Here is a 14,145-nt window from a genome sequence, read left to right as displayed (position 1 = left end):
CTTGGTTGCTGGCGAGCGAAACATTGCTCACCGTAACGTTGGCGCCGCTCGCAACAAACAACGCGCCGCCGGCGCCCATACCGCCGCCGCCGCCGCCATCGAGCCCGCCGCCACCATTGCCGCCCTTGGCCACTGCATTCTGGATCGTCAGGTTGTTGACCGCGACGGTGCCCGAATAGACGAAGAATCCGCGCTGCACGCCGCCGCCGTCGAGCGTGAAGTTGCCGCCGTTGATCGTGACCTTGCTGCTCGAATTGATTACCGGCAGCGTGGTCGCGCCGGTCAGCGTGATGTTGTTCGTGATGTTGAGGGTATAGCTGGTGCCCGGATTGTTATCGATTGTCGCCAGCGCAGCGACGAGGCTCGCTCCGTCGCTGGCGTTCAGCACTGTTTGGGCATGTGCGCCGTTCCCGAATCCGACGAGCAGAGCAAGAGTTACGGCTACCCGTTGCAAACAGGGGAAACGAAAGCGTTCAAAAACGGACACGTGCATGGCATTCCAACTCGGGCCGCGCATAGGCGGCCACTGAAAATCTCAGCGTGAGGTTGTATCCCCTGAGACATCCTGCCGCATGACAAAAAGCCAAATTGGAACCGAAAGCGCGACGATGTGCCTTCTTTGCCACAAGGCGAGGCCCCACTTCATCCCGCCACGTCAGCGGCAGAACAATGGGCCTCGTCGGCGCGGGGTCCCCTGGGACCTACCTGTTGGTATTTTCGGTGAAGCTCGCCACGACATTCCGATAGCGCTTGCTACCCGCGATTGTCTCGCCATTGTCCATCCGCAGGACGAAGTCCCCTGCCGGACGATGCTCGACTGCCACGACCCGCGCCAGATTCACCAGCCGCGCGCGATGCACGCGGACAAGGCCGAACGGCCTGAGCCGGTCCTCCTCCCGCGCGAGCGTGCCGCGGATCAGGCGACGTCCGTTGGGGATGACAAACTCGACATAATTGCCCGCAGACGTCACGGCCACGATATCGCGGGGATCGACCCGAAAGCTCGTGGCACCGTCCCGCAGCCACAGACCGGGATTGGCGGCGTCGACGAACGGTCCGGCCAACGGCAGTACGAGCGCCTCGGCCGGTGGGGCTGGTGTTACGGGCATCGCCAACACCTTGCGGTCCATCAGCCAGATCACCACGGCCACCATCAGCGACGAGACGACGTCCTTCTGGAGTTCGTGCGGAAACGCCGTTGCCCAGTGAAAGGAATAGCCGTCGGCCAGCAGCAGCTTGCGCAGCCCGACCATGGTGACGAGGTGCGCGAACGCGTAAAGCAGCGTCGCCGCCACCGCCCATGTGGCGGCGATCACTCGGCCGCAACCAACACGCAATTGGGTGATGCCGCTTCGCAGCAGCGGCAGAAACAGGATCCAGGCAATGGCGCTCGTCACCTCGAGCAGCACGGGCATCCGCAATGGCGCGAACCCCGCGGACAGTTTGAATTCGCTCACGGAGGAGAAGACGTTGACCACGCCGCTCGCCACGATCAGCAGCGCCACCCAACCATAGGCGAGCATCGAGCCGCGCTTCGCCCCGCCCGGTCGGATCGCCGTCACATCGCTGCGGTTTTCGTCCCCGAAATCCGCTTGCTCATCCCAACCCCGCTCGACGCGCCGATCGATGCCGCGTTCAATGGAATTCTCTGGCTGCGTCGTGGACATGTCGGGATGGATTAAATGCTGCAGCTCGTCAGGTCACCTGCCCCGGCGGCGAGGTCCGGGGCCCAATTGCGATCCGTCACGCAATCGAGTCTTTACCACGGGCAGGCGAGCGGCGTCCCGCAACGTGAAATTCGCTCTACTCACGGACAGGTGACCGGCCGATGAATCGTCGCGAACTCCTGATCGGCGCCGCCCTGACGCCGATGGCGCGCTGGATCGCACCAGGGCCGGTAGCCCCTGCGCAGGGTGCGAGCAACTTGTCGCAATTGTTTCGGCGAACGCGTCCCTCGGACCCGCAGTGGCCGTCGGCCGCCAGCTGGAACCGACTGAATGAGCAAACCGACGGCCACCTCATTGCGGTGAAGTCGCCGCTGGCGGCCTGTCAGGACAGCCCCTCAGGTCCGGCGTGCCGCGATGTGTTCAAGGGGCTGAAGAACCCCTACTACGTCGGCGACGACCCGGCGCTGACCCAGACCACGGGCTATCTCGATGCATGGGCGTCCCAGCCAAGTGTCTACGCCGTCGCGGCGCGCACGACAGGTGACGTCGTTGCCGCCGTCAATTTCGCACGTGACAACAATCTGCGGCTGGTCGTCAGGGGCGGCGGCCACTCTTATCTCGGCACATCGAGTGCGCCCGACTCGCTGATGATCTGGACCCGCGCGATGTACGACATCACGCTGCACGACAGCTTCGTCCCGCAAGGCTGTCTGGATCCGCCACAGCCGGCCGTCACCATCGGCGCCGGCGCGATCTGGATGCATGTCTATAATGAGGTGACGACCCGAGGTGGCCGCTATGTCCAGGGTGGCGGCTGTGGAACCGTCGGCGTAGCGGGACTTGTGCAAGGCGGCGGCTTCGGCAGCTACTCGAAGAACTACGGCACCGCCGCGGCGAGCCTGCTGGAAGCCGAGATCGTCACCGCGGACGGCCTCGTGCGGATCGCAAATGCCCGCAGCAACCCGGACCTGTTCTGGGCCTTGCGCGGCGGCGGCGGCGGCACCTTCGGCGTCGTCACCCGCCTGACGTTGCGCACCCATGAACTGCCTGACGTCTTCGGCTTTGCCTCCATGACGATCAAAGCGGCGTCTCAGGCGTCATTCCGCCGCCTCGTGAGCGCATTCGTGGATCTCTACGCCGACCGCCTGCATAACCGCCACTGGGGCGAGATCGTCAACATCAAGCCCGGCAATACGCTCGACGTCCAGCTGTCGTTCCTGGGCCTTGACAGGCAGCAGGCCGACGAACTGTGGCAGCCATTCATTCTCTTCGTCACCGCGGCCGAGGCTGAATTCACCTTCACCCGTCCGCCGTCGATCCGCACCGGTCCGGCAGCGCACCGCTGGGACGCCGCCTACATCCGACAGCGCGCTCCGCAGGCGATCCTCTCCGACGATCGTCCGGGCGCTCCGGCGGAGAACGTGTTCTGGGCCGCCAATCTGAGCGAAGCCGGACACTTCATCCACGGTTTTGAATCGCTCTGGCTTCCGGCATCGCTGCTGAGCGGCGTGGAGCGTCCGCGGCTTGTCGAAGCCCTGCTGGCGGCCGCCGAGCATGCGACGGTCGAATTGCACTTCCAGAAAGGGCTGGCCGGCGGATCTGAAGCCGCGATCGCCTCCGCAAGGGAAACCGCCACGAACCCCGCCGTGATCGACGCCTTCGTGCTCGCCATCATCGCGAGCGAGGGCCCGCCAGCCTATTCCGGCCTCAGGGGCCACGAGCCTGACCTGGCCGATGCGCGCAAGAATGCCGCAGGGATCGCGAAGGCGGTCGGCGAACTCAGAAAGGTGGCGCCGGACGGCGGCGCCTATCTTGCGGAAAGCAGCTTCTTCGAACCGAAGTGGCAGCAGGCCTATTGGGGCTCGAACTACAAGCGGCTTCTGGAGATCAAGCAGAAGTACGATCCGGCCGGCCTGTTCTTCGTGCGCCACGGCGTCGGCAGCGACGACTGGAGCGACGACGGATTTACGCGGCTGGCGACGCGTCCATGAGCGTGCCGATGTGAACCGTCGACGATTTGCAGGTCGACCGGAAGCCTCGCTCCGGTTCATTTGAACGTCGCGAAGGGAGTTCGCGCGCGAGAGGGGTAAGTGGAGCGCGACGCCGGAGATCGCCGCGCTCACACCGTCAGGTCAGCTTGCCGGTGTATTTCTCCAGCGCCGCCCAGGCGTCCGCGCCATAGGTCTTCTGCCACTGCGTGTAGAAACCGGCTTCTACCAAGGCTGCCCTGAACTGCACGGGATCTGGCTTGTTGAAGGTCATGCCCTTCTCGGTCAGCTCGGCCTGCAACGAGCGGTCCATCTCGACCAGATTGGCGCGCTCCTTCACCGCCGCTGCGTCGAACGCCGCATTGATGAGCTCGAGCAGATCGGGCGGCAGGCCCGCCATCGCGCGGCGGTTGCCGAGGATCCAGTAGCCGCTCCAGCAATGGTTCGACAGGGCGCAGTATTTCTGCACCTCGTACAGCTTTCCGGTCGAGACCTGTGCCAGCGGATTCTCCTGCCCTTCGACGATGTGGGTCTGCAGCGCCGAATAGAGCTCGCTGTAGGAGATGCTCGACGGCAGCGCGCCGAGTCCTGAGAACAGCAACGTCAGCAATGCCGTCACCGGCACGCGAATTTTGAAACCCTTGAGATCGTCGACGCTGTTGAGCTGCCGGCTCGACGACGAGGTGATCTGGCGGAAGCCGTTGTCCCAGACCTTCTTCAGCGGCACGACGCCGGTCCTGGCGATCGCATCGCGGACGATGCCGCCGACGCCGCCATCCATCGCCGCCCAGACCTGATCGTAGGATTGGAACGCGAAACCGATACTGGGCAGGCCCGACAACGGCACCAGCGTCGACAAGGTCTGCTCGGTGCCGCCAATAGCTCGATACCGCCGGCGCGGACCTGCGACAGCATCTCCGGATCACCGCCGAGCTGGCTGTTGGCGAACACCGTGATGTTGACCCGGCCGGACGACTGCGTGCCGACCAGCTTGGCCGCCTCGGCCAGCCGGATTGTTAGCGGATGGGTTTCCGGAGTGTTGACGCCGAGCTTGAAGTCGAACTCTGCCGCGGCAAGAGACGGCTTACCAAACATCGCGGCGGCAACTGCCACGGAGCCGGTTCCCAAAACCCGCCGGCGGGTCATATTCCTTGTTTTCATTATTGTTTTTCTCCCAGGCGCAGTCCGCGCCCATAGCCAGTTTCAGCCCTCTCTTTCTGTGACGCAAGGCACGGTGAAACCAATCCGCCCGTGGCACGAAACCATTTCCGGGAACTCACGAAACGATCCGGAAACAGATGGCGCTTACCAGTAGCTGCCACAGACGGCGCATAGACGCCCGGAGGCGACCATGAACCACTCGATCCATTCAGCCGATCGCGCGACCCACCTCAAGATTGTGGTTGTTGCCCTCGTTGCGGCCATCGGAGTTGCGGCTCTCGGTATTTCGGCCCGGAACAACGCGGATTTCACCCAGACCGCCCAGACCAACCAGGTCATCAAGGCCGGCAAGCCTGTCGCGATCACCTCCTCGGGCACCTCGACGGTCCGCTAAAAAGTATTCAGGCTTCGGCAGACAAAGGCGCCGCCTTCGGGCGGCTTTTTTGTTGGGCCTGATCGTCTCGCGCTCTGATCAGGGCGGTGTGGCCTTCGCCAGGTTCGGCTACGGCGATTGCAGGACCACCGAGAGCGGGGCGCGCGAGATCGCTGCCGCTGGTGCTCGATCTCGACGACACCCTGATCAAGGACGACCGTTCTATCTGAGCTTGTTCTCGATCCTGCGCCGCAATCCGCTGCTCGTTGTTACATGCGCGGTCTGGCTGACGCGCGACCGCGCAGCCGCGGCGAAATCTTAACCGCCTCCTAACGCGGTCGTTCGATTGCAATCCGCTCCGCGACCCGGTTTTAAAAATTGTTCCATTAAGGTCGGCATCAACAGAGGCGCAGGCCCATAATGAATTTGCAGCAGCAAGTAATTTCGACCGGCTTCAAGATCATCTGCACGGATTGCGGCAGCCTGGCGATCAAGGTCGCCGATCCCGCGCACGCATCCGGCGACACCATTATCGAATGCCGCCGCTGCAACGCCGTGCGCGGCACCGTGGCGGACCTGCACACCCTGGCGCGGCGCGGCCGCGACCTGTTCGAATTCTAACCCCGGCGCCGCCGATGCTGTCAGACCCGAACGCGACCATGCAGAGCGACATTCCCCTGGACACGGTCTGGTCGATCCTCGAGGCCGCCAACGAATTGGGCGATACCCACACGGTTGACGCTTGTCGCCGCATCATCGACGCGAATTTGCGTGGCGACGCCCCGGGACAATCCGACCTCAACGCGGTCGCCGCATTCTTTGCCTGATCAAGGTGGCGGGTTGCGGTTTGTGAATTCAATGCGGCGCCGCGGTGACAGATCGCCCCGCGGAAACATAACAATACAGGCCGAGACGTCGCTTAACCTTGCCTGACTTGATTAGCCCGAGGTCGATCGGCTAGCTGTCGCACAGCTTTCGATTCGAACGGGGCCGATGCAATTGACGCGCGACGACCTGACTGTCGGGGTCACAATCCCTGGGTTCCTCGTCCTCAGCACCGCCTCGATGATCGCGTGCGGGCACGCGTTCCCGGCGATGCATGTCTGGCGCTCCGGCATCACTGCCGAGGCCATCCTCGGCACCGCCGTCATGGCCGTCTTCATCCCGGCGTTCGTCGCGGGCCGCTTCAGCTTCGGTTATCTGGTGAGCTTCTCGCTGCTCTCAGCGGTGTTCGGCTTCGTCTGGCTCAGCTTCTTCAGCGCGTTCGATTATCCGCATGCCATCGCCCGCTGGGCCATCATCGCCGCGCTGGCCGCCGCGATGATCCCGCTGATGTTCCAGAATATGCCGGTTTGGCGGCCCGGCCTGTCCGAAACGGCGATCGAACGCATTGCGCTGCTGCTGCTGGCGTCGTCCTTCGCCGTGCTGGTCGCCGACATCTCGTACGGCGCCAATCTCGGCAACCCCTATGGCGCAGCCCGCAACGCCGTCACGCGGCCGGCGCTGTTGAATTATCTCACCGGGATCATGATCGGCGCGGTCCTGCCTTATCTGTTCGCGCAGTTCGCGTCGCGCAGGCAATGGGTGCAGGCCGCTTGCGTGTTGCTGTTTGCGCTTTGCTTCTATCCGGTCGTCAACAACAAGACCGTGCTGCTGTTGCCGATCTGGCTGCCGTTTCTGTTCTGGCTGTTCGGCCGTTTCACCCCGCGGCTGGCCACGGTGCTCGCATTCCTCATTCCGATGATCATTGGGCTCACGGCGTTCGCCGTGCTCGGCGCCGACAGGGACTATGTCGTGTTCAGCGCCATCAATCTGCGCTTCCTCGCAATCCCGTCGCTCGCCCTTGATCAATATGCCGACTTCTTCGCGCACCGTGACCTGACCCGCTTCTGCCAGATCTCGATCGTGCGACAGGTGACCGCCTGCCCGTATGGTGAGCTCGGCCCGGCGCTCGGAGCGATCTATCGGGACGGCAATTTCAACGCCTCCTTCCTCGCCACCGAGGGCATCGCGTCGGTCGGTCTTGCGCTCACGCCGGTTTCGGCACTCGTATGCGGCCTGATCCTGTCGGTGGGGTCGATGGTCTCGCGGCACCTGCCGCCGCGCTTCATCGCGGTGTCCTCAGGCATCGCCGTTCAGGCCATCATGAACGTGCCGCTCACGACAAGCCTGATGTCGAACGGGATCGCGATGCTGTTCCTGCTGTGGTGGCTGACGCCCGAATGGCGAGCGGAAGCTTCGCAGCATCAGCAACAGTCAACGCGGCCCGTTTATGCGGTCGGTGTCGCGGCCTGAGCGATCGACAGCCGCGACCAAGCGACGCCAAAACGCCCCTATGGCCTCACTTCTTTCGGAGAACAATAATGCTCTGATACGGAGAGATCCCGTTCATGCCGACGTCAACGAGATCAAACCGGTCGGTCCAGTGCGTCTCGATGTACCGCTTGCTGATGATCGTCTCGCCGTAGGTCATTTCGCCATCGACCGGATAGCTTTGCGGATAGAAGTAGAATCCGTCCCGCGCCACAGTCTCGGCGATCTTTTGCTGATCCCAGCCGGGCAATTTGGAAATCGGCTCATAGAATGCGTATGCCGGCGGCCGAATGGTCAGAAGAAACAGACCACGATTCTCCAGCGAATCGTGAACCGCGGCCAGGCACGTCTCGCTTGCGGCAGGCGAGAGGTGCGTCCAGATCGATAGCGCGTATGCGACATCGAATCTCTGATTGAACGGCAGACGTCTCGGCAGGCTGTCCGACAACACGATATCGGCGTGCGGGTTGGAGCGTTGCGCGACCTGGATGATGCCCTTGTGCGGATCACACCCATGCAGATTGCGCAGCGGCACATCCTTCATGAAGTACCGGAGCACACTGCCCCAGCCGCAGCCATAGTCCAGCACCGCGCATTCATCGAACGGCTTATCCAGATGACGCCTGAGCTTATCGTGCAACAAGCGATAGGTTTCGATGACGGCGGCGCCGAGCTCCATCCCGGAACGACCGCTCCAGTTTTTCTGGGTCCCGGCGTCAGGCGGATCGGGAATGGCGGCCTTGATGGCCTTGAAGCCATCATATTCCTTCCAGAGCAGCACGTTCCACAGATACGGATCGTCGATCCATTTGAGTGCGTCGTATACGGACTCTCCCCTTCGGCAGGCAGCGTCAGCTCTTTCCAGTTCGTCGTTGTAGTATTCGTTCAGCCACGAACTCCAGTTCATCAGCACGCCTCCGTGTTAGGTTCGCTTGATCAGCCCTCGCCCACGCTCGCGTCGTTTGAATGTCCTGAACTGTCTTCGCTTACTCCGGCAACTTTAAGACCCATCGAGAGCGTGCGAGTTCCGCAAGGTCGTGGAACTGCCGATGTCGTTCCGACGCCATGGACGAGTGATCGCCGTCACCAGGAGTGATAGCGAGAGACCTCAACCGCAGAACATGGATCTGTTCCGTCAGCTGCCGTCGCGCCGCCAGCGACAAGACGCTGAAGACGAAGCCGACGCATGCCGTCGCAGAGCCCGTGTCAGCAATGTCGACCGCAATGTGGTCACATCGGATGACACACGCGCAGGCGCGGGAACCAGTTGATGGCCGTTGTCGAGGGTGACGGCGGCGGCGCGGTGGGGAGGTTCGACAAGATGGCAAACGTGGTCGATCACAACGAGAAGGTGCGCGAGACTTGCAGCCCGGCAAACGTCGGGAGCACCCGCCGTTTTGACCACGGCCAGCTCATCAGGACGGACCTGCCCGAGGGACAAAAACGCATTCCGGCGACCTCCCAAGAGATGCTCTTGGGAACCGACATTTCTGCTAAGTCATTGAAATAAATGGCGCGAGAGACGGGACTCGAACCCGCGGCCTCCGCCGTGACAGGCCGAAAAATCGTCAACGGAATCAATCGCCCATGACAGATTCAGCCCGCCGCGCGCCATCCGAAAACGCCGAAAGTGTCATGGCGATTCGGGACCGCAATCGTGCCATGACCGGCACCAACCGCCATCCGGCCGATCGGCTTGCCGAGCTACGCGCGCAGATCGCCGCGCTGAAGGCCGAGGAAGAGTTGCTGCGCCAAGGTTTCATCACCGGCGCGTTGCCACTGATCGGTGATCAGTTCGAGGTGACGGTCCAGACCCACACCAGCGCGAAGATCGACAGCAAGGCAATGCGGGCGAGTGTTCCGGAGCGCATCTGGCGGTCCTACATCGTCGAGACGACGAGTCCCTATGTCACGGTGAAACGCAAGGACTCGAAAATCCCCACATCATGACCATCTAAAAAACGAAACCCCCGCGCTAGTAACGCGGGGGCTGCATTCCGAATGATCCGCCAAGATCAAAGCACCACCAGGACACACAGAAAGAAATGCCCCAATGAGCTGTTTTGCATGTAGTGCCGGAGTCGAACGGCGTCAATGCTCAGAGAGGCCGAGCCGACGAAAAAGCGCCGTGCTCGCAACCGCAGTGAACTGAGGTGGCGACGATGAACGCCACCGACGACACCGACAAGACCAAGGCCGCCAAGCTCGCCCGCCGCTACGGCAGAGGCAAGGCGAAGGTTGCAAACTTCCTCAACACTCAGGTCCGCCGGTTTCTGGTCGATCGTCACCGGCCGCACCTACCAGACAACAAAATCGGCCGCGACCACCTGTTCGTCGCCTGCCATGTAGCAGTCAATGCCGGCGCCGACGAGCCGAAGCTAAGGCGGCGCATCAAGGCCATGGCGCCGTGGCTCAGCGAGCCCGAGACCAGCGTGCTGATCGACAAGGTGTACGGCAAGCCACTGCATTATGGCCCGGCCGGAATAGGCTGCGCGCTCGGCGTCACCGATGCCGACAGATCGCGTCTCAGTCTATGGAACATCCGCCCCGTCGACGTGACCCAGGAATATCTGGTCAAGCGCCGGAAGGCGAAGAAGGCCGCGCACAAGCGCGACGTGCGGGCCGAGAACAGCAGCGGCCGCAAGGCTGGACGTCCAGCGAAAGACGCACCGGCGTGGAAAGTTGCGGGTGCCTCATCCAAGGCAACCTACTATCGGAACCTGAAGAGGGCTAAGACTGAGAGTCCGGGTGAGACTAAAACCCCGTCACCTGCAATCTTCTCTTGTATGTATGGTGACGCAATTAAAGTCTCACCGTTGAGTCTCACGCCGTGGGCCGCGCTCGGCATGAAGCGGGCCACCTACTTTCGGCACAAGAAGGCCGGAACATTGCCGCGGCAGCCGGTGGTGCAGGCCACCGCGCCGACCACCCTCATAGGCGGCATCAACCTGAGACTGTCGGCATCACCGGCATTCAGGTCGCGACTGGCGGCAACGTCATCAGCGAGTGGCGGCAAGCAGCATAGAGCACGCGCGCTCGCTTGAGGCGGCGCGCTCACCACGACTGTCACCACAATCACAGTGCCGTTCCGTTGGACATGGGCGGCAGCGCCACAAGCGCCCGCCGAGCGAAGCGTCCCTTATGTCCCCACGGCCTCGATCTCACCAAGCGTAACATGCGGTTGCTGGCGAATGTCCCATCAGATTCACGGTTATTCACATGTCCGATGCATTTGATCGGCTCACGAAAGAGGAGGTCCGCATGACCAAACTTTTGAGTGACCCGGAAAACTCCTGAGCGGGAGTTTGCCCCACGCCACATTTGTCAGCTAACTTCGCGGATTGCCACTTGTTCCCGAAATGAAAACGGCCCCAGCGAGAGGGGACGCGCTGAGACCGTTTCGAGTGGGTCGTCCAAATGCTGTCGGCAGGATCAGCATCGAACGTGGCGATAACCAGTATCCGCAGCGCCCGGTCCTAAACCAACACGGATGTCACCCAAAAAATAGCCACGCCCCGCTCGCAAGAAACGCGAGGAACGACACCGCAGTAGCGCTGGCGAATGCGATCTCCACGCCGTCTAAGCGACCGTGATCCAACCACATCGAAAACTCGCCCTCCCGTTGATTAGGGATCGACTGCTCTAACGGACCGGAAGGTGTCCTGGTTCCCGCCAAGGGGCATTGTCGTTTCGGACCTCTACCGTTGCAGCGCGGCTCGCCCAGCGCGGCGCGATTTCGGCCGATGTTGCGCGGGACTGGCCGGCCGAATGGCCGCTGCAGCGCCTCCGCAAGCGATCCGGTGGCTATGCGGAACCTGCCCAAATTGGGAACCTTTTTCCGCGCGAACAAGACATGCTTGCCTAATTGGCGCGAAATCAATGGCTTGACTGGAGCTTACTTTGCATCGTTGCGGCGCCCCTCTTCCGGGGGTGATTCCGCTCACTGTGATCAGTGCGGCTGACAGTGAGGCTCACATGCGGTCGACTGACGATGACGCCGAACGCCTGCCAGACTGTGGCCGTCCGCCAAGTTGCGCGGCGATTTCCTCGGCCGGTCGGTGCCGTGGCTCATGATCTCGCAACCGCCGAGCGCGATTACAACGACCGCAAGGCGCTGCGTCGGGCCTGCGCTGGTGACCGTGAGGCGGTGCTGGCGACAAAGGTGCTGGAACGCTGGCTCAAGCGTGGCGGCGACCTCGATCTCGATGCCGTTCGTGCCCTGGTCGAACGCGGTCTGATGCAGCATCTGCATGTTGATACCGATCTAGCGCCGCCTGTACGAGTTGTTGGCCCGGATCGAGAAGCACGCCGCGGCCTGAATATCGAAACCTGAAACCTGAACCACGGAGGCCCGGCAATGCCGACCGACGATCACGCCGTTACGCACCCAGGAGGTCGGTGAACTTCGCCGACAGGCGCCTGCCGACGGAGGCTTCGGACAACAAGCCGGATGGGCTGCCCTTTTTTATAGAGGGCAAATTGGGCAATCGCTGTCGAGCCGGGAGGGATGCCGCTCTAGGCTGCCAAGGCTGGGCTCGTGGTCGGCTTGGTCTAACTCGGCGTCGACTTCGACGCGCTCCTCACCGAGCCAAAAGTGGCGTGGGTAACCAATACCAAGGTTCCCTGGGGCCCGCTCGCCACATCAACCCGAGTGTTGCCGCCACCAACGGTGAGACCGAGAAAGAACTGTCTAACGACGGGTTCTGGGAAGAGAACGCTTTGTCGATGCCGAAATGTCGGTGTCCGGGGCATTGATCCGCTTGGCCTGGCGAACGAAATGCGTGCTCGCCGCCGGCTGCCTGACCTGGGCGTATTTCGATGGCGCGCTCGCGGATGCGCCGGCCCAGGCGGCTGGAGTAAGCAGCGCCGCAATGACAAGGGCACCGATCAGGGTGGCAAGAGATTTCAGCATCGCACCCTCCTTGGGTTCGAATTCAACCGAACAGGCGCAGGCGTTTCCGATCGACGCCTCTGCTCGGCGTCTTGTTGGCAATGATGCGATGCTGACCTCAGTCCGGATCGATCGCAACAATAATCATCAGATGCCGACAATTTGGACGGCCGGCCGTCTCGATCAAGAAAAAAGCAATCGATTTTGCCGGCGCGTTGCAGTGCAACGCAGATCACGAGCGGGCAAAGCGATGGCAGTCGTTCGCGCCGGCGAGGAGCGGCTCAGGTCTTCTTGCGCGCGAAGAACCGCTGGAAGGCGGCGATCGCCTCCGGCGAGCGCATGTGTTCGCCGAATTAGCGGTCCTCCTCGCCGATCCGGCGAACCAGATCCTCGGTCGGCAGCTTGAGCAGCCTTCGGGACGCCGCGACGGCCTCCACCGGCAATGCGCAGATTTCACGCGCGACCTTCTGCGCCTCGACGACTGCGTGTCCCGGCGGCGGCCGGGCGATCTCGTGCGTCGCGGTCGCGGCCTGCAGATAGTCGCCGATATCGTTGCCGGCTGTGAACACACCGGACCGCCCGGTCAGGATCAGGCAACTGATCGCCGGATCGCGCTGCGCGGTCTCGATCGCATCGCTCATCGCCCGATACATGTCCTGGGTCAGCGTGTTCTTCTTCTCCGGGCGCCGCATCGTGATGATGCGCACCATCTCCTCGTCTTTGACGATGACATGCTCGCTCATGGTCGGCCGGGCTCCCTTGCGACATCAGGGCTCAGTTCGGCTTCTTGCCGCTGCGCGGCGCCTCCGCCGCGTGCGCACCGCCCCAGGGATCGTAGGCCTTGTCGGGAACGGGGATGCGATCGAGCGCCGCCTTGTAGGCCTTTTCGTCAACCTTGGGCTTGTTCTCGACAGGATAGCCCGATCCCGGCGGCTTGGAATGAAATTGTTGCGACAAGGCCGGTGCGACCAGCAGCGCCGCCAACGCCATCGTGATGGTGAAGAGCCTGAGAGCAGCGACCTGATCCATGACGCGATCTCCTGATTGATCCCTATTGTCCCGACGGGGTGCGGACGCCATGCCAGGCGTCGCGAACCTGGTGGTAGTGAACCTCGGGCAGGTAGTCGGGCGTGTTGAGCCCAAGGTTATGGACGTCGAGCCGACCGACCGCGCTGAGCAGGGTGTAGGACGCGATGACCCGGTCACGCTGCGCCAGGATCTGACGCGAGCGGGCGTTGGTCAGGTCCTGCTGCGCATTGAGCACGTCGATGGTCGTGCGCTGGCCGCCCTGCGCTTCGCGTTTGACGCCTTGCAGCGCAACATCGGCCGCGTGCATCTCCGACTCCGCCGCCGACAGCGCCACCTTGGTGCCTTCATTCGACACCCAGGCGCTGACCACAGCGGTGCGCGACTGGTTGCGCACCTGCTCGAGCACCATGCGGCTCTGTGAGGTGACTTCCTTGGCTTGCCGTGTCTGCGACGCCGCCGTGCCGCCATCATAGATCGGCACGTTGATCTGGCCGAGCACAGAGGCCTGGTCGGTGGCGGACGTGCTGAGCGTCGAATCCGACTGCAGGGACCGGCTGGCGTTCGCCTGGACCGCCACGGTCGGCAGCAGCGTGCTCTCGGCCACCTTGATCGTCGTCTGGGCGACGTCGACGTCGTAGCCGGCGCCGAGCACCGCGGGATGTTCGTGATCGGCGGCCTCGACCGCCGCCGCCATCGAGACCGGCGACAGCCGGTCGACCGGGG

The 14,145-nt window shown here is 62.8% G+C and carries 19 protein-coding genes and 1 pseudogene; 11 read left to right on the top strand and 9 right to left on the bottom strand.

Annotated features, from left to right (window positions below):
* Positions 1-493 (bottom strand): pectate lyase-like adhesive domain-containing protein (locus H8B02_RS36750; protein ID WP_376711759.1); only part of this gene is annotated, 493 nt, incomplete at its 3' end.
* A gap of 208 nt (positions 494-701) precedes the next feature.
* Positions 702-1,667, bottom strand: coding sequence for a LytTR family DNA-binding domain-containing protein (locus H8B02_RS36745; protein ID WP_229170689.1), 966 nt, complete (start codon positions 1,665-1,667; stop codon positions 702-704).
* Positions 1,668-1,828: 161 nt separating this feature from the next.
* Here H8B02_RS36745 and H8B02_RS36740 point away from each other — a divergent pair, with 161 nt between their 5' ends.
* Positions 1,829-3,658 (top strand): FAD-dependent oxidoreductase, encoded by a 1,830-nt coding sequence (locus H8B02_RS36740; RefSeq protein ID WP_229170688.1) that lies wholly within the window; start codon positions 1,829-1,831, stop codon positions 3,656-3,658.
* Positions 3,659-3,794: 136 nt separating this feature from the next.
* Here the strand turns inward: H8B02_RS36740 and H8B02_RS36735 are convergent, their stop codons facing one another.
* Together H8B02_RS36735 and H8B02_RS48240 are read right to left on the bottom strand one after the other, a co-directional pair.
* On the bottom strand, positions 3,795-4,478 hold the full coding sequence (locus H8B02_RS36735; protein ID WP_312001505.1) for a TRAP transporter substrate-binding protein: 684 nt from the start codon (positions 4,476-4,478) through the stop codon (positions 3,795-3,797).
* Positions 4,373-4,645 (bottom strand): hypothetical protein, encoded by a 273-nt coding sequence (locus H8B02_RS48240; protein ID WP_283842298.1) that lies wholly within the window; start codon positions 4,643-4,645, stop codon positions 4,373-4,375. Before H8B02_RS48240 ends, H8B02_RS36735 begins: the two co-directional genes overlap by 106 nt.
* Between H8B02_RS48240 and H8B02_RS36730 the strand changes: the two genes are divergently transcribed.
* From H8B02_RS36730 to H8B02_RS36705, 6 genes are all read left to right on the top strand, one after another.
* Positions 4,596-4,970, top strand: a complete 375-nt coding sequence (locus H8B02_RS36730; RefSeq protein WP_229170690.1) for a hypothetical protein — start codon at positions 4,596-4,598, stop codon at positions 4,968-4,970. The genes H8B02_RS48240 and H8B02_RS36730 overlap by 50 nt on opposite strands.
* A 36-nt stretch (positions 4,971-5,006) precedes the next feature.
* Positions 5,007-5,210 (top strand): hypothetical protein, encoded by a 204-nt coding sequence (locus H8B02_RS36725; RefSeq protein WP_229170687.1) that lies wholly within the window; start codon positions 5,007-5,009, stop codon positions 5,208-5,210.
* A gap of 52 nt (positions 5,211-5,262) precedes the next feature.
* Positions 5,263-5,511 carry a hypothetical protein gene (locus H8B02_RS36720; protein WP_229170686.1) on the top strand — a complete coding sequence of 83 codons (249 nt, stop codon included), beginning with the start codon at positions 5,263-5,265 and terminating at the stop codon, positions 5,509-5,511.
* Between the two features lie 98 nt (positions 5,512-5,609).
* Complete coding sequence (locus tag H8B02_RS36715; RefSeq protein WP_050405629.1) at positions 5,610-5,810, top strand: hypothetical protein; 201 nt, start codon at positions 5,610-5,612, stop codon at positions 5,808-5,810.
* 14 nt (positions 5,811-5,824) lie between these two features.
* Positions 5,825-6,016: a hypothetical protein gene (locus tag H8B02_RS36710; RefSeq protein WP_173642771.1), complete on the top strand. Its 192-nt coding sequence runs from the start codon at positions 5,825-5,827 to the stop codon at positions 6,014-6,016.
* Positions 6,017-6,182: 166 nt separating this feature from the next.
* Positions 6,183-7,484 (top strand): hypothetical protein, encoded by a 1,302-nt coding sequence (locus tag H8B02_RS36705; protein WP_229170685.1) that lies wholly within the window; start codon positions 6,183-6,185, stop codon positions 7,482-7,484.
* Between the two features lie 46 nt (positions 7,485-7,530).
* Here H8B02_RS36705 and H8B02_RS36700 read toward each other — a convergent pair whose 3' ends face one another.
* Positions 7,531-8,409 carry a class I SAM-dependent methyltransferase gene (locus tag H8B02_RS36700; RefSeq protein WP_229170684.1) on the bottom strand — a complete coding sequence of 293 codons (879 nt, stop codon included), beginning with the start codon at positions 8,407-8,409 and terminating at the stop codon, positions 7,531-7,533.
* Between the two features lie 363 nt (positions 8,410-8,772).
* Here H8B02_RS36700 and H8B02_RS36695 point away from each other — a divergent pair, with 363 nt between their 5' ends.
* From H8B02_RS36695 to H8B02_RS36680, 4 genes are all read left to right on the top strand, one after another.
* A complete protein-coding gene (locus tag H8B02_RS36695; protein ID WP_229170683.1) occupies positions 8,773-9,012 on the top strand; it encodes a hypothetical protein in 240 nt (79 codons plus the stop codon).
* Positions 9,013-9,164: 152 nt separating this feature from the next.
* The gene (locus H8B02_RS36690) at positions 9,165-9,452 is read left to right on the top strand and encodes a hypothetical protein (protein ID WP_229170682.1); all 288 of its coding nucleotides are present in this window, start codon (positions 9,165-9,167) and stop codon (positions 9,450-9,452) included.
* 212 nt (positions 9,453-9,664) lie between these two features.
* The gene (locus tag H8B02_RS36685) at positions 9,665-10,546 is read left to right on the top strand and encodes a hypothetical protein (RefSeq protein ID WP_229170681.1); all 882 of its coding nucleotides are present in this window, start codon (positions 9,665-9,667) and stop codon (positions 10,544-10,546) included.
* A 1,019-nt stretch (positions 10,547-11,565) separates the two neighbouring features.
* Positions 11,566-11,835, top strand: coding sequence for a hypothetical protein (locus tag H8B02_RS36680; protein ID WP_229170680.1), 270 nt, complete (start codon positions 11,566-11,568; stop codon positions 11,833-11,835).
* Positions 11,836-12,192: 357 nt separating this feature from the next.
* On the opposite strand, the gene H8B02_RS36675 is transcribed toward H8B02_RS36680, so the two are convergent.
* The 4 genes and pseudogenes from H8B02_RS36675 to H8B02_RS36660 form a co-directional block, all read right to left on the bottom strand.
* Entirely contained in the window at positions 12,193-12,414 is a 222-nt protein-coding gene (locus H8B02_RS36675; protein ID WP_229170679.1) for a hypothetical protein, read from the bottom strand.
* 335 nt (positions 12,415-12,749) lie between these two features.
* Positions 12,750-13,136, bottom strand: a pseudogene (locus H8B02_RS36670) (enoyl-CoA hydratase-related protein); the annotation flags it as partial.
* A gap of 31 nt (positions 13,137-13,167) precedes the next feature.
* Positions 13,168-13,422, bottom strand: coding sequence for a hypothetical protein (locus H8B02_RS36665; RefSeq protein WP_166204972.1), 255 nt, complete (start codon positions 13,420-13,422; stop codon positions 13,168-13,170).
* Between the two features lie 22 nt (positions 13,423-13,444).
* On the bottom strand, positions 13,445-14,145 hold a 701-nt coding region (locus H8B02_RS36660; protein ID WP_229170678.1), incomplete at its 5' end, for a TolC family protein.

Origin of the sequence: Bradyrhizobium altum, assembly GCF_020889705.1 — a bacterium.
In the GTDB taxonomy this organism is placed as follows: domain Bacteria; phylum Pseudomonadota; class Alphaproteobacteria; order Rhizobiales; family Xanthobacteraceae; genus Bradyrhizobium; species Bradyrhizobium altum.
Note: the sequence above shows the minus strand (reverse complement) of the source record. Positions and strands in the feature narration are given on the sequence as shown.

Coding starts and splice junctions, on each gene's coding strand:
- H8B02_RS36745 (WP_229170689.1), bottom strand. CDS start 1,667: ATGTCCACGACGCAGCCAGAGAATTCCATTGAACGCGGCATCGATCGG.
- H8B02_RS36740 (WP_229170688.1), top strand. CDS start 1,829: ATGAATCGTCGCGAACTCCTGATCGGCGCCGCCCTGACGCCGATGGCG.
- H8B02_RS36725 (WP_229170687.1), top strand. CDS start 5,007: ATGAACCACTCGATCCATTCAGCCGATCGCGCGACCCACCTCAAGATT.
- H8B02_RS36715 (WP_050405629.1), top strand. CDS start 5,610: ATGAATTTGCAGCAGCAAGTAATTTCGACCGGCTTCAAGATCATCTGC.
- H8B02_RS36710 (WP_173642771.1), top strand. CDS start 5,825: ATGCTGTCAGACCCGAACGCGACCATGCAGAGCGACATTCCCCTGGAC.
- H8B02_RS36705 (WP_229170685.1), top strand. CDS start 6,183: ATGCAATTGACGCGCGACGACCTGACTGTCGGGGTCACAATCCCTGGG.
- H8B02_RS36700 (WP_229170684.1), bottom strand. CDS start 8,409: ATGAACTGGAGTTCGTGGCTGAACGAATACTACAACGACGAACTGGAA.
- H8B02_RS36695 (WP_229170683.1), top strand. CDS start 8,773: ATGGCCGTTGTCGAGGGTGACGGCGGCGGCGCGGTGGGGAGGTTCGAC.
- H8B02_RS36690 (WP_229170682.1), top strand. CDS start 9,165: ATGACCGGCACCAACCGCCATCCGGCCGATCGGCTTGCCGAGCTACGC.
- H8B02_RS36685 (WP_229170681.1), top strand. CDS start 9,665: ATGAACGCCACCGACGACACCGACAAGACCAAGGCCGCCAAGCTCGCC.
- H8B02_RS36675 (WP_229170679.1), bottom strand. CDS start 12,414: ATGCTGAAATCTCTTGCCACCCTGATCGGTGCCCTTGTCATTGCGGCG.
- H8B02_RS36665 (WP_166204972.1), bottom strand. CDS start 13,422: ATGGATCAGGTCGCTGCTCTCAGGCTCTTCACCATCACGATGGCGTTG.